General features: G+C 73.2%; 12 protein-coding genes. 3 read left to right on the forward strand and 9 right to left on the reverse strand.

The genetic code is table 11. From position 1 onward, the window contains the following. Positions 1–14: 14 nt before the first annotated feature. From bioD to IE290_RS22560, 3 genes are all read right to left on the reverse strand, one after another. Positions 15–731, reverse strand: coding sequence for a dethiobiotin synthase (gene bioD / locus IE290_RS22550; RefSeq protein WP_191246665.1), 717 nt, complete (start codon positions 729–731; stop codon positions 15–17). Between the two features lie 50 nt (positions 732–781). Further along, positions 782–3,085, reverse strand: a complete 2,304-nt coding sequence (locus IE290_RS22555; protein WP_191246666.1) for a SulP family inorganic anion transporter — start codon at positions 3,083–3,085, stop codon at positions 782–784. 419 nt (positions 3,086–3,504) lie between these two features. Next, positions 3,505–4,131 (reverse strand): MerR family transcriptional regulator, encoded by a 627-nt coding sequence (locus tag IE290_RS22560; RefSeq protein WP_191246667.1) that lies wholly within the window; start codon positions 4,129–4,131, stop codon positions 3,505–3,507. An 89-nt stretch (positions 4,132–4,220) separates the two neighbouring features. On the opposite strand from IE290_RS22560, the gene IE290_RS22565 reads away from it, so the two are divergent. Continuing rightward, positions 4,221–4,619, forward strand: coding sequence for a hypothetical protein (locus IE290_RS22565; protein ID WP_191246668.1), 399 nt, complete (start codon positions 4,221–4,223; stop codon positions 4,617–4,619). Between the two features lie 4 nt (positions 4,620–4,623). On the opposite strand, the gene IE290_RS22570 is transcribed toward IE290_RS22565, so the two are convergent. Beyond that, positions 4,624–5,844 (reverse strand): cytochrome P450 family protein, encoded by a 1,221-nt coding sequence (locus IE290_RS22570; RefSeq protein WP_191246669.1) that lies wholly within the window; start codon positions 5,842–5,844, stop codon positions 4,624–4,626. A gap of 71 nt (positions 5,845–5,915) precedes the next feature. Next, positions 5,916–6,323 (reverse strand): SRPBCC family protein, encoded by a 408-nt coding sequence (locus tag IE290_RS22575; protein ID WP_191246670.1) that lies wholly within the window; start codon positions 6,321–6,323, stop codon positions 5,916–5,918. A 62-nt stretch (positions 6,324–6,385) separates the two neighbouring features. On the opposite strand from IE290_RS22575, the gene IE290_RS22580 reads away from it, so the two are divergent. Further along, a complete protein-coding gene (locus IE290_RS22580) occupies positions 6,386–7,009 on the forward strand; it encodes a nucleoside/nucleotide kinase family protein (protein ID WP_191246671.1) in 624 nt (207 codons plus the stop codon). A 267-nt stretch (positions 7,010–7,276) separates the two neighbouring features. Here the strand turns inward: IE290_RS22580 and IE290_RS22585 are convergent, their stop codons facing one another. From IE290_RS22585 to IE290_RS22600, 4 genes are all read right to left on the reverse strand, one after another. After that, complete coding sequence (locus tag IE290_RS22585) at positions 7,277–8,431, reverse strand: glycosyltransferase family 4 protein (RefSeq protein WP_191246672.1); 1,155 nt, start codon at positions 8,429–8,431, stop codon at positions 7,277–7,279. A 114-nt stretch (positions 8,432–8,545) separates the two neighbouring features. Beyond that, positions 8,546–9,601 carry a C40 family peptidase gene (locus IE290_RS22590; protein ID WP_191246673.1) on the reverse strand — a complete coding sequence of 352 codons (1,056 nt, stop codon included), beginning with the start codon at positions 9,599–9,601 and terminating at the stop codon, positions 8,546–8,548. Positions 9,602–10,332: 731 nt separating this feature from the next. After that, on the reverse strand, positions 10,333–10,563 hold the full coding sequence (locus tag IE290_RS22595) for a hypothetical protein (RefSeq protein ID WP_191246674.1): 231 nt from the start codon (positions 10,561–10,563) through the stop codon (positions 10,333–10,335). Positions 10,564–10,697: 134 nt separating this feature from the next. Next, positions 10,698–12,068 (reverse strand): NYN domain-containing protein, encoded by a 1,371-nt coding sequence (locus IE290_RS22600; RefSeq protein ID WP_191246675.1) that lies wholly within the window; start codon positions 12,066–12,068, stop codon positions 10,698–10,700. A gap of 84 nt (positions 12,069–12,152) precedes the next feature. Between IE290_RS22600 and IE290_RS22605 the strand changes: the two genes are divergently transcribed. Continuing rightward, on the forward strand, positions 12,153–13,862 hold the full coding sequence (locus tag IE290_RS22605) for a DEDD exonuclease domain-containing protein (protein WP_191246676.1): 1,710 nt from the start codon (positions 12,153–12,155) through the stop codon (positions 13,860–13,862). Positions 13,863–13,871 lie beyond the last annotated feature (9 nt).

Consider the following 13,871-nt stretch of genomic DNA (forward strand, 5'->3'; position numbering starts at 1 on the left):
CGCGGCGCGACGTCTCAAGTGGACAGGCCCTTCTCGAACCGCTCGGCGTCGAAATCGCCGCCGAACCAGGGCGACAGCCCGGCCCGGGCGGCCTCCAGGAAGGCGTCGCGGTCCAGTCCACCCGCGCCCTCGGGGAGGGCGCCCAGCAGCGGCGCCCCGGCGGCCACCGGCAGGTCCGAGACGTTGCACAGGGCGGCCAGATCCGGCTCCGCGGGCCAGGCCCCGACGACGACGCCGAGCACGTTGAGCCCCCGCGCGGTCGCGACCTCCGCGGTCAGGGCCGTCGCGTTCAGCGTGCCGAGCCCGGCCTCGGCGACCACCAGCAGCGGGGCGGACAACGACCAGGCGACATCGGCCAGGGTGGCGCCCTCGGCGTCGAAGCGGACCAGCAGTCCCCCGGCGCCCTCGACCAGCACCAGGTCGTGCGTCTCGGCCAGCTCGCCCGCCGCCCGCGCGGCCTCCGCGGGCCCGACCGGCGCGATCCCGCTCCGCCGCGCCGCCACCTCGGGGGCGAGCGGGTCGGGATACCGGCGCAGTTCGCGGGTCGTGACGTCCCCGGCGAGGCGGGTCACCTCGTCGACGTCGCCCGGCTCCCCCGGGCCGACCCCGGTCTGCGCGGGTTTCAGCACGGCCACCCGGCGGCCCTCGGCACGCGCGAGCGCGGCGAGGGCCGCGGTCACCGCGGTCTTGCCGACGCCGGTTCCGGTCCCGGTCACCACCAGCACGCTCACGGGATCCGAGATTAATACCGGCGCCGGCCGACCGGCTGTCCGGTGGGTGGCTACCCGGTGACCATCCGGTTGCGCTCCTCGCTTCCGGTCACCACGCTGTCGGCCGAGACGAACGCACCGGCCGTCGCGTCGTACAGGTGCACCTTCGCCGCGCCGACCTCGAAGTACATGCCCACCAGGTCGACCTCGCCGCGGGCTTCCGCGGCCGCGATCACCGGGTACTCCCGCAGCCGGTCCAGCTGCTGCAGGACGTTGTGCAGCGCCAGCTGGTCGGCCTCGGACGCGGGCAGGGAGTCGCCGACGCGGATCGGCGCGTGCGTCTTGGCCCGCTCCACGCTCGGCTCGGCGTGCTTGAGCCAGGACGTCAACGCGGGCGCGCCGTCCGGCGCCCCGCCCAGCAGGGCCTTCATCGCCCCGCACGACGAGTGCCCGCACACCACGATCTCGCGCACCTTGAGCACCCCGACCGCGTACTCGACGGCGGCGCCGATGGACGCGTCCGCCCCCTGCGCGCACGTGGCGTGGTCGGGCACCAGGTTGCCGATGTTGCGCACGGTGAACAGGTCGCCCGGCCCGCTGCTGGTGATCAGGTTCGGCACGATCCGCGCGTCGCCGCAGGTGATGAACAGCGTTTCCGGGTTCTGGCTGTCGGCCAGCTTGCCCAGGATCGGGCGGACCAGCTGCGACGTGCGCCGCTCGAACTCGAGCATCCCGCGCCGCATCGAGCTCTCCCGGGGCTGCCGCTGCCGCGGCACCTCGACCGGCTCCTCCTGTTGCGCGCGCTGCCACTCCGACCAGGGCGCGAACCAGCGCGGCGCGATCCGCTGGGCCTTGGCCTTGTGCACGGTCGGCTCACCGGCCTTGCCGCGTTCGAACCAGGGGTGCCCGATCTCGTCGACGATCACCTGACCACCGGCCTCCTCGTGGGAGCGCTGCCAGTCCGACAGCGTGTCGAACGCGGCGTGGTCGAGGTAGTCCACGACGAGTTCGAGGGTCACCGTCGCGCCGCGCGGGATGGCGCCCAGCACGGAGGTCAGGCGGGGAATCGAGAGCGCGGACAACGCCCCCTCGACGACGACGCGCCACCGGTCGCCGTCGCGTTCGGCGTGGATGCCGGACCACAGCAGGCGGCGGAGCATGATCAGCGCCGCCACGGCGATACCGATCAGCACACCGGCGAGCAGGTCGATGGTCACGACGCCGACCAGGGTGATCAGGTAGACCGGCAGGTCGCCGTGCCGCCGGAGCTCCCGGATCTGGGCCGGGTTGACGAGTTTGGCGCCGACGTGGACCAGCAGCGCGGCGAGCGCGGCCAGCGGGATGTTGCGCAGCACGCCGGCGAGCACGGCGACGAACAGCAGGATCCACAGGCCGTGCAGGATCGCGGACATCCGCGTGCGGGCACCGCTCTGCACGTTGGTCGAGCTGCGCACGATCACGCCGGCCACCGGCAGGCCGCCGAACGTGCCGGACACCATGTTGGCCGCGCCCTGGCCGACCAGCTCACGATTGAGGTTCGCCCGCGGGCCGGTGTGCATCTTGTCCACCGCCACCGCGGAGAGCAGGGTCGCGACGCTCGTGACCAGCGCGATGGTCACGACGGCGACGCCGAAGTCGAACCACCCGCCGTCGGGGAACTCCGGCACGAAACCGAGGTCGAGCACGTTGTCCGGAACGTCCACACGGGACAGGTCCAGGCCGGCGACCAGTGACAGCACGGTGGCGATCAGGATCGCGGCCAGCGGGCCGGGGACCTTGCGGACCGCCGCGGGCAGCTTGCCCCACCCGAGCACGATGCCGAGGGTGACCAGCCCGATCGCAGTGGCGGCTCCGTGCGGGTCGAGGACCAGCGCCGGCAGCCGCAGGAGGTTGTCCACCGGCGAGCTCTGCGCGCTGCCGCCGAAGACGATCGGGAGCTGCGACAGCACGATGGTGACGCCGATGCCGGCGAGCATGCCGTGCACGATCGCCGGGGACAGGGCCAGCGCGGCACGCGCGATCCGGCTCAGCCCGAGCAGGATCTGCAGTGCGCCGGCCAGCACGGTGATGGCGCAGGTGGCGGCCCAGCCGAACTCGTTGATGGTCTCCGCCACGATCACGGTGAGCCCGGCCGCGGGACCGCTGACCTGCAGCGGCGCCCCGCCGAGCGCGCCGGCCACGACGCCGCCGACGATCGCGGCGATCAGGCCGGCGACGATCGGCGCACCGGAGGCCAGCGCGATGCCCAGTGACAGCGGGATCGCGACGAGGAAGACGACCAGCGAGGCAGGTACGTCGTGGCGGAGGTTGTCCAGCGCGGACCGCCACGAGCGGGGCGGAGCGTGCTCACGCTCCCGGGCAGAGTTGTCAATCATTCACGCCTCCGGTGCGGAAGGATCCGAACTTGGGGATGTACCGAGACAGACCGGCCGCAGTGACGGTCCGTAGCACCAGAGATACCGAAAACCGTCCGAGATGTCCGGTATGCAAAGAAGTTCTCACGTTTTGTTCACAAAGGGTCATGACTGATGAGTGACGGCGTAGTGGCGACCGGCCATCAGTGTGCGTGACCCAGGTCACCGGAGGGACCGATCGTCGCCATGAAAGTGACGAGCGGTGATCATCAGGAGCCACAGTGGTGCCGCTCACGCTGAATTGGGTGAATTATTCACGGCGGCAGGTATCCGGCCCTCGACGCCGGGCGCGTGTTCGCCGCCGGCGTGAGGTGACCGGCGGTGAACGCCACCCCCGTCCGGGGTCGCCTGGCCGGGGCCCGGCCCGGACGCCGAGGCGCCTACTCCGTGAACTGCCGCCGCGAGACCTGGGCGTGGGCCATCCGCCGCAGCGCCGCGAACAAGGCGTCACCCAGGACGGTGCCCACCACCGCGCCCTCGACGACCGCCTCGGTCGCGCCGAGCCGGGCCACCGCCGTCACGTCCGCTTCGGCGACCGAGTCCGCCGCTTCGGCGTAGCGGTCCAGCGCGTCCAGCACCCACTCGTGGCCCACCTGGCGCAGCGCGCACAGCACGCCGAGCAACGACTCGACCACCGGCGACCCGGGATGGACGTCCCAGCCCCGCCGCCGCGCCATCTCCTCGATGCGGCCCATCGCCCACACGCGATCCTCGTCCGTCACCTCGATCTTCGCCATCGGCAGACCGTGCTGGGCCAGGCCGAGGATGTCGTGCGTCGACGTGGCGGAGTCGTCGATCGCGGACAGCACCTCCCCCACCGCGGCGATCGACAGGCCGCCGATCTCCAGCAGGGCGCGCACCAGCTTGAGCCGCCGCACGTGCGCCGCACCGTAGCGGGCCTGGTTCGGGCTGGTCAGCTCGCCGGGCGGGAGCAGACCCTCGCGCTGGTAGTACTTGATCGTCGCGACCGGGACCCCCGACTCCCGGCTCAGCTCCGCCATCCGCATCCGGCGATCCTCCTCTGGACATACCCCGCATGGGTAGAGTAACTTCCCATTTCAGATAGTATAGCTATCCGTTTCTGGAGGCGATGACGATGACCACGCTGTCGCTGCGCTCACCGGCCACCCGCCGGGCCGTGCGGCACTACGTCGAGATGTGGATCGCCATGGGTCTGGGCATGGCCGTCCTCGGACCGCTCGTCCGGCTGGGCTTCGACGCGGCCGGCTGGTCCGCGGTGCTGGACCGGACCGACTGGCGCGCGATGATCATGGCGACCGAGATGGCCCTGCCGATGGCCGCGTGGATGCGGGTCCGCCGGCACGGCTGGGGCTCGATCGCCGAGATGACCGTGTGGATGTACGTGCCGTTCGCGGTGCTGCTCGTGCCGTATTGGGCCGGCGCGATCTCCGGCGGCGCGCTGATGGGGATCGGCCACGGCCTGATGGGCTTGGCCATGGCGGTGGTGGTCCACCGCCACCGCCACGACCACTGACCGCTCAGCCGAGCACGACCGGGAGGCGGTCCAGGCCGTGCACGAGCGTGCTCTCCCGCCAGCGCAGCTCGCCCGGCTCGCCGTCGAGCTCGATCGCGGGGAAGCGGTCGAGCAGGCGGCCCAGCGCGACCTCCGCCTCGAGCCGGGCCAGCGGCGCGCCGACGCAGTAGTGGATGCCGTGGCCGAACGCCAGGTGACCGCCCGCCGGGCGGGTCAGGTCCAGACGGTCCGGGTCGGGGAACCGCTCGCCGTCGCGGTTGGCGCCCACCAGCGAGATCATCACGAACTCGCCGGCCGGGATCTCGACGTCGCCCACCGGCACCGGCTCGGCCGTGAAGCGCAGGGTCGCGATGTTGATCGGCCCCTCGAAGCGCAGGAACTCCTCGATCGCGCCGGGCAGCAACGACGGGTCCGCGCGCAGGGCGGCGAGCTGGTCCGGGTGCCGCAGCAGCGCCAGAACGCTGTTGCCGATCAGGTTGACCGTGGTCTCGTGTCCGGCGACGAGCAGCAGGAACGCCATCGCCACCAGCTCCTCGGGCGAGAGCTGGTCGCCCTCGTCCGACACGTGCACCAGGTCGGACAGCAGGTCCTGGGTCGGGGCCGCGCGCTTGGCGTCGACCAGCGCGGTGAGGTAGCCGGCCATCGACCGGGCCGCGTCGTGGAAGTTCGCCTCCGGGCCGGAGTTGAGCAGCGTGTTCGACCACTCGCGGAACTCGCCGCGCTCCGCTTCGGGGATGCCGAGCAGCTCGCAGATCACCGTGATCGGCAGCGGGTAGGCGAACGCGTCGAGCAGGTCGGCGCGGCCTCGCGCGGCCATGGCGTCCAGCAGCTCGTCGGTGATCTGCTCGATGCGCGGCCGCAGCCGGGCGACCGTGCGGGCGGTGAAGGCCTTGTTGACCAGCTTGCGCAGCCGGGTGTGGTCCGGCGGGTCGGTGTTGAGCATGTGGTGACGCAGCAGGGCGCCGGACGGGTCGTCGCTGCCCGTCCCGCCGGTCGCGGTCAGGCGGGCCTCGAACAGCTCCTGCGCCCGCTCCGCGTCCTTGCTCAGCCGCGGGTCCGCGAGCAGCGCCTTGGCCTCGGCGTACCCCGAGACCAGCCAGACCCTCAGGCCACGGGGCATGATCGCCGGCCGCACCGGCCCCTCCTCGCGCAACGCGCGGTAGAGGGCGTGCGGATCCTGGATGATGTCGTCGTCGAGCCTGATCGGTTCGTCCACCACGCGCATTCGTGGTCCTCCCAGTGACGTTCGTGCTCCGGCAAGGCGTCAACGGACCGCGGGCGCGAATGGTGCCCGCCTCACCGGTTGGTGAGCGCGTCGGCGACCCGGTCCACCACCCCCTTCCAGTGCTCCCGCTGCCGGGCGCGCTCCTCGGGGCCGGCCAGCCACTCCTGGTGGAAGCGGACCACGGTCCCGTCGCTCGACGGGGACACCGTCACCTGCACCGTCGAGTCGTGGTCCCAGTCCTTCGGCCGCCAGGTCAGGCGGATGCGGTCGAGCTCGCGGAGGCTGCGGACCTCGCCCACCGTGCCGTCCGCGGTTTCGTAGCGCTCCCCCTTTCCCCCGGGCACAGCGGCGCCGAGCCAGACCGCCGCACCCGCCTCGCTGGTGAGGAACTCCCACACGGTGGTGGCCGGGTGCGACAGCGTCCGCGAGACGCCGATCTGCCAGCCCGCGTCGGCGGTCCGGCCCACTTCCTTGGTCATGGGCTCATGATGGCAGGAGGCACCGACAGTTCCGGGACGTTCATGCGGCACGATGGGAGATCGTGCGGTACCGGCCCATCACCTTCGACCGGCTCGCCGGGGAACTGGCCGAGCGCGTGCTCTCGCTGGACACGCCGTGGGTGCGCGTCGCCGTGAACGGCCCGGCCGGCACCGCGGCGCTCGCCGACGCGCTGGTCGACCCGCTGCGGGTGGGCGGCCGCGCGGTGCTGCGGGTGTCCACTGTGGATTTTCTGCGCCCGGCGTCGCTGCGGTTCGAATACGGCAAGGAGAACCCGGACTCGCGCTACTGGTCCTGGTTGGACGAGGGCGCGTTGCGGCGCGAGGTGCTGGACCCGTTGGGGCGCAACGGAAGCGGCTTGGTGCTGCCCGCGCTGTGGGACGCGGCGCGCGACCGGGCGACGCGCCGGGAGCGGGTGCCGCTGCCATCGCCGGGTGTGCTGGTGGTGGACGGCGAGATGCTGCTCGGACGTGGCCTGCCGCTCGAGCTGACGGTGCACCTGCAACTGTCCGCGGGCGCATTGCGGCGCCGCCTGCCCGAGGACGAGCAGTGGGCGCTGCCGGCCTTCGAGCGGTACGAGGAGGAGGTGCGGCCCGCGGAGATCGCGGACGTCGTAGTACGCGCCGACGACCCCCGGCACCCGGCGATACTGGAGCGGGCCGTGTGATGGCCGCCGGGTGGTGACCCTGTGCGGGGGTCGACCGGCCACGTGAGGCTCACCGGATGGCGACCCGCAGCGCGACGCGCGCGGGTCGTGGCGGCGACCGGCACCAACTCAACCGACCGCCCGACGCTCGCCGGGTGGCGGCCCCGCCGCGACGAGTGCCGCCCCGTGAGGCTCGCCGGGGGCGACCCGCAGCGCAGCCGGCCGCGCGACGCTCGGCGTGGCGCGGCCGAACCACCACGCCGGGGCAACCCCCGCACCGCGTGCGGGTCAGGTCGTGGTGACCGGATCGCCGCTGAGGAACGTCCGCAGCCGGGCGCCCAGCAGGTCCCACCGCCACTGCTCGGTGACCCAGGTCCGGCCGGCGGCGCCCATCTTGCGCGCACGGGACGGGTCGGTGAGCAGCGGGGTGAGGGTCTCGACCAGCTGGTGGACGTCGCGGCCGTTGACGACGTGGCCGGTCACCTCGTCGAGGACCGTCTCCGGCGCGCCACCCGAGTTGCCCGCGACGACCGGCAGACCCGTCGCCGAGGCCTCCAGGTACACGATGCCGAGGCCCTCCACGTCCAGCCCCTTGCCGCGGGTGCGCGCGGGCATCGCGAAGACGTCCCCGGCGGCGTAGTGCGCGGGCAGCTCCGGCCACGGCACCGAGCCGGTGAAGACGACGTCGGCGGCGACGCCCCGCTCGTCCGCGAGCCGTTCCAGCGACTTGCGGTACGGACCACCGCCGACCAGCAGGAGCGCGACGTCCGGGACCCGGCGGCGCAGTTCGGGCAGGGCGTGGATGAGCATGTCCTGGCCCTTGCGCGGCACGAGCCGGGACACGCACACCACGGTCGGCCGGTCGCCGAGGCCGTGCCGGGCGCGGATCTCGGCGCGGGCGGCGTCGTCCGGTTTGAACACGTCCGGGTCGACGCCGGGCGGCAGCAGTTCGAGCCCGGCGGACGGGCCGAACGCCGACGCGAACCGGCCGCGGGTGTACTTGCTGACGTAGGTGATCACGTCGGTGGTGTCGCCGATGCGGCGCAGCGCCTGGCGGGCCAGCGGCAGCATCGACCAGCCGACCTCGTGCCCGTGGGTGCTCGCGACCACCCAGTCCGCGCCCGCGGCCCGCAGCGGCTGGGCGAGCAGCGCCAGCGGCGCGGCGGCGCCGAACCAGACGGCCTGGCAGTCGTGCGCGCGCAGGATGTCCTTGGCGCGGCGCAGCACGTCCGGGGTGGGCAGCATGAGCGAGGTGGGGTGCCGGACCACCTCGAACGGCGCGGCGGCGTCGAACTCGGGGTGCGAGCCGGAGGGCTTGTCCCAGGAGGGTGCGTAGACGACGAGCTGGTCCGGCGGCAGCAGGCGCGCGAAGGAGTTCAGGTAGTTCTGGATCCCCCCGGGCCGCGGCGGGAAGTCGTTGGTCACCAGCAGGGTCCGAAGCACGGGCTGGAGACTACTAGGGCGGACGACCGGGTTCGCGGCCCTGTCGGTGCCCCCCGGGAAGACCGAGGGGCGGCACCGGCGATGGCCGGTGCCGCCCCTCGTCGTGCGGTGAACTCAGCTCAGCGCGACGCGCCGGGCCGAGACGTAGTTGTTCTGCAGCGGCGAGATCTTGACGACGTCCCCGGTCTCGGGGGCGTGCACCATCTTGCCGTCGCCCAGGTAGATGCCCACGTGGTGGATCGGCGAACCGAAGAACACCAGGTCGCCGGGCTGCAGCTGGGCCCGCGAGACCGCGACCCCGGCCGTGGCCTGCGACTGGCTCGTGCGCGGCAGGGTGATGCCGGCCTTGCCGTAGGCGTACAGGGTCAGGCCCGAACAGTCGAACGAGCTGGGACCGGTGTCGCCCCAGCCGTACGGGCTGCCGAGCTTGCTCAGCGCGACGTCGATCGCCGTCTGGGCGGCCGCCGTCGGGGCCGGCACGTTCGGCGCGTTGCCGCCGGTGTCCTTCTGCGCGGCCCGCTCGGACGCGGTGAGCCGCTGACGCACCTGGTCCAGCTGGTCGAGCTGGGCCTGCAGGGCGGCCTGCCGCGCGTGCAGGTCGTTCAGCAACGTCGCGGCCGCATCCTTGGCGGCCTGCGAACGTGCCTGGGCGTCGGCTGCCGCCGCCTGGGCGCCGGCCGCCGCCTGGACCGCCGCGTTGTAGTCGGCGAGCGCCTTGTTCTTCTCGTCGGCGAGCACCTCCAGGGCGGAGGAGCGCTCCAGGAAGTCCTGCGCCGAGGTGCCGTTCAGCAACGCGGACAGCTTGTTGAACTGCACGCCACCGACGAACGAGGCGTCGGCGAACTGGTCGACCACGCCCTGGTACTGCTCCTTCGCGGCCAGCGCCTGCTGCCCGGCCGCGTTGGCCGCGGCGAGGTCGGCGTTGGCCCGGTCCAGGTCGGCCTGTTTGGCGTCGAGGTCGGCCTGCGCCTGCATGGCTTCCTCGTTCAGCTGCTCGGCCTGAGCGGCGAGCTGCCGGTACTGCGCCAGCGCGTCCGCTGCGTTGGCGGGCTGCTGGGGGGCGGGGAGGGGGACCGCGCCGGCCGGGGCCGTGGGGAAACCGCCGACCGCGAGTACCGCGGCGGCGGCGAGGGCTCCTGCGACCACGCGCTTGATGGGTTGCGACTGCACGCCGCGCGTGTCTCCTTTGCACTCATGTCGCCGCCGGCCGCCGCGAGGAGGTCGGGGGACCCTCCACACGGACCGGCGCGGGCGGACACAAGCACCCGAACCGGTCTACAGCGGTTACCCGGCATGTCCAGACGCAGGGGGTAGCGCATCTGGGTTCATGCGTGGGTCCGGCACAGCTCCCCGACAAGCTGCTCCGGCGACAATCTCGCGTCGCCGCCACGGGCGCGACGGCTGCCGGGCGCGAGATCTCGGCTAGGTTACGAAACGACCGCCGTCGCGTCCACCAGGCACCAGGTAAAAACTTTGCGTAACCACCTCCGATCCCGTTCGGACCAGCAGTTCCCCTGTGGGTGTGACCAGCGCAACAGTTTGCCAGGTCACAACTACTGACCGTTTGCCGCGCGAAGCGACCGTTTGTCTCCTTGGGCGTGTTGCTTCGGTCTGCCGGCCCCGCGCCAATGATCGGGACCGCGCGCCCGGCGAGCGTTCCGATGCGACGGCCCCATCACCGACGAGCCTCGAGGCAGTGAGAGAGCCGCCGGATCCGAGCGGCACCTCCGCCCGGCAGCGGCCGGTCAACCCGGCACCGCAGCCGCAACCGCCCGGCGGGCTCACCGCGTCCCAACACCTCCCGGCAACCGCCCGGCGGGCTCACCGCGTCCCAACACCTCCCGGCAACCGCCCGGCGGGCTCACCGCGTCCCAACTCCTCCCGGCGCTCAGGCGACCACGTCACCCAGCCCGGCGCTCGGGCAGCCGCACGTGCGGGCGGCGCCCCCGGGTGATCGCTCGCGGTGGGGGGACCAGCCCGGCATCCGCCAGCAGCTCGACCGCGGCCAGCTCCTCGAGATCGAGTTCGACCACCGGCGGCGCGTCGACCACGGCGCTCAGCACGCAGTCACCGCAGGCGCGGCCCCGCAGCGTGCACCGGTTGCACTCGATGATCACGGTGTTGTCGTTCATGGCGTGCCTCCTCGTTCCTACTGAGGTGCACGGTACGAGTGACCACCGACAATTTCGGGCACGCGTATCGAACGAATGGACCAACGGTGCACGAACAAACCGCTGACCAGCGGAAACACCGCCGGAAAAAATCCTCAGACCCGCCCCAGACGCGCCAGCAACACCGCCGAAGCCACCGGGTGCGCCCCCGATCGCCGCACCGAGTCGGCCACCGCTCGGTCCGTCGAGGCCACCACCAGCGGCCGCCCCTGGGGCTCGGCCGCCACCAGCGACCGGATCACGTCGTCCGCGATCACGCCGGGGTCGGAGAACAGCACGCGCACCCCGCGGGCGCTCACGGTCGGCACCGACATCACCTCGGCGCCGTCGAACACCACCGTGATCTCCGCGCCGGTCCGCGCCGCCAGCGCCCCGAGCTGCTGGACCAGCCGGTTGCGCTGATCAGCCAGCGCCAGCTCCGGATAACCGGTCTTGGTCACGTTGTAGCCGTCGACGATCAGGTGGACGCTCGGCAGCGCGAGCAGACGGTCCAGCACCGCGGGATCCCGCACCTGCCGCCCGGCCCCGGTCCCCGACGACGCGCCCAGCACGGTGTCCGCCGGCCGCCGCGAGCTGCTGTCCAGCGACAACTCCCGGCGCAACCCGGACACGGCGCCCTGCAGCGTGTCCACGAGCAGCGACAACCGCACCTCGTCGGCCTCCCGGGCCTCCTTCGCGGACTGGCGCGCGATCTCCGCGTCCGCCGCGGCCCGCTCGGCCCTGGCCCGCTCGGCGGCCGCCCGCTGGCGCTCACGCTCCAGCTGAGCGGTCACCGCGGCGACCTCCTGCTCCCGCCGCACGTCGGCCTGCGCGAGCAGCTCACGCGCCTCTTCAGCGGCGTCCTTGGCCTGCCGCAGCTGGGTGCCCTGCTCCCGCAGCCGGTTGCGGAGCTTGGTCAGCTCCTCCTCACGCTCCTGGCGGGCGCCCTCGACGGCCTCCAGCGCCTGCGTCAGCTCCTCGCGCACCCGCGCCAGTTCGGCCTCCAGCCGCTGGCTGCGCGCCACCGCGGCGTCGCGCTCGGCCCGCAGCGCCGTCTCCGCCGCGTTCTTGACCACCAGCCGCACCCGTGTCGCCGCGCTGGCCTCGCCCAGCAGGACGGCCGCCACCGCGGCGGCCACCGGATCGGGGTCGTTCGGGTCGAGCGCGTCCGGCCGGTACTCGCGCACCCACTCCAGGACGGCGGTGCGGAACGCGGTCGAGTCCTCCAGCGTTGTGAGGAGCGCCGCACCACCCAGCTTGGCCCGCTTCGCCGGCGCGAACTTCGCGACCGGCCGCAGCTGCTGCGGGATGTCGATGCGCGGGATCTTCCCCAGTGCCTCGGCGGCCAGCTCGGCGAGCCGGCCGCGCACCGGCTCGGGCAGATCGCGCCAGTTCACGGACTTGGCGTCCGGCTCCGGGCGCGGGCTCGCCGCGGGCGCCCGGAGACCGGGGTCTTCGGGCTCTTCGGCGTGCACTGAGGGAAACATCCGTCCAGGGTAGTCCGCTTCGGTAACGATCACCGGTCGTGCCGTGATCCGGGATTGTCGGTCCCCCTCCCTAGGGTGCCGATCATGCACCTGGCGGACCGCGCGCAACTGACCTTCGACGAACTCGGCACGCCGTTGCGGGACACCACGTTCGTCGTGTTCGACCTGGAGACCACCGGGACGAAGCCGGGCCCGGACGGGATCACCGAGATCGGCGCGGTCAAGGTCCGCGGCGGCGAGGTGCTGGGCGAGTTCGCCACCCTCGTCGACCCGGGGATGCCGATCCCGCCGCAGATCGTCGCGCTGACCGGCATCACCTCGGCGATGCTGCACGACGCGCCGAAGATCGACCGCGTGCTGCCCGCGTTCCTGGAGTTCGCCAGCGGTGCCGTGCTGGTCGCGCACAACGCGCCGTTCGACACGTCGTTCATGCGCGCGGCCTGCCTGCACCACGGCTACCCGTGGCCCAAACCGGCCGTGGTGTGCACGGTCCGGCTGGCGCGCCGTGTGCTGACCCGCCAGGACAGCCCCAGCTTCCGGCTGTCCGCGCTGGCGGCCCTGTTCGGCTCGCCGGTCACGCCCAACCACCGCGCGCTGGAGGACGCCCGCGCCACCGTCCACGTGCTGCACGCGCTGCTGGAGCGCGTCGGCAACGTGGGCGTGCAGTCCTTGGAGGAGCTGCTCGACTACCTGCCTGAGGTGACGCCGTCCCAGCGGCGCAAGCGTGGCCTGGCCGCCCACCTGCCGGAACGCCCTGGCGTCTACCTCTTCCGCGGCCCCGGCGACGAGGTGCTCTACGTCGGCACGGCGAGCAACCTGCGGCGCCGGGTGCGCCAGTACTTCACCGGCTCGGAGAGCCGCGGCCGGATCCGCGAGATGGTCGCCCTCGCCGAGCGGGTCGACGGCATCGAGTGCAGCCACGCCCTGGAGGCCCAGGTCCGGGAGCTGCGGCTGATCGCCGCGCACCGGCCGTCCTACAACCGGCGGTCGAAGAACCCCCGCAAGTCGTGGTGGATCGTGCTGACCGACGAGGCGTTCCCGCGCCTGTCGGTGGTCCGGCTGCCCAAGGACGGCGCACTCGGGCCGTTCTCCTCGCAGGTCACGGCCAAGATCGCGGCGGACGCGCTGGCGAGCGCGGCCGGCCTGCGCACCTGCACCCAGCGGATCCCCGCGCATTCGCCGTCCGGCCGGCCGTGCGCGCTCGCCGAACTGGGCCGCTGCGGGGCGCCGTGCGCCGGTCACCAGAGCGTCGAGGAGTACTCCCCCGGCGTGCACGCGATCGTCGAGCTGGTCTCCGGCCGCGGCACCCGGCCACTGGACTCCGCGCGGCGCCAGCTGGACGAGCTGGCCGGGGCCGAGCACTTCGAGCAGGCCGCGCGGCGGCGGGACGAGCTGGCCGTGCTGGTGCGCGCGGTGGACCGGGCGCACCGGCTGTCCTCGCTGGCGGCGATCCCCGAGCTGGTCGCCGCGGCGCCGGACGGCAACCGCGGCTGGGAGTTCGCGGTGATCCGGCACGGCAGGCTGGCCTCCGCCGGGGTGGCCCGCCGCGGTGTACCGCCGATGCCGGTGGTCGAGCAGCTCGTCGCCGCCGCGGAGACGGTCGAGCCCGGTCCGGGCCCCCTGTACGGGGCGCCGCCGGAGGAGACCTCGATCCTGCTGCGCTGGCTCACCCGCCCCGGCGTCCGGCTGGTGCGCACCGCGGTGCCGTGGTCGGAGCCCGCGCACGGCGCCGGCCCGTGGCGCGGCTGGCTGGAACAGGTCGCCACCGCGGTGTCGCTGGAGCAGGCCGGGTAGGGCGGCGGG

It is taken from the genome of Amycolatopsis deserti, from assembly GCF_014653945.1.
GTDB lineage: Bacteria > Actinomycetota > Actinomycetes > Mycobacteriales > Pseudonocardiaceae > Amycolatopsis_E > Amycolatopsis_E deserti.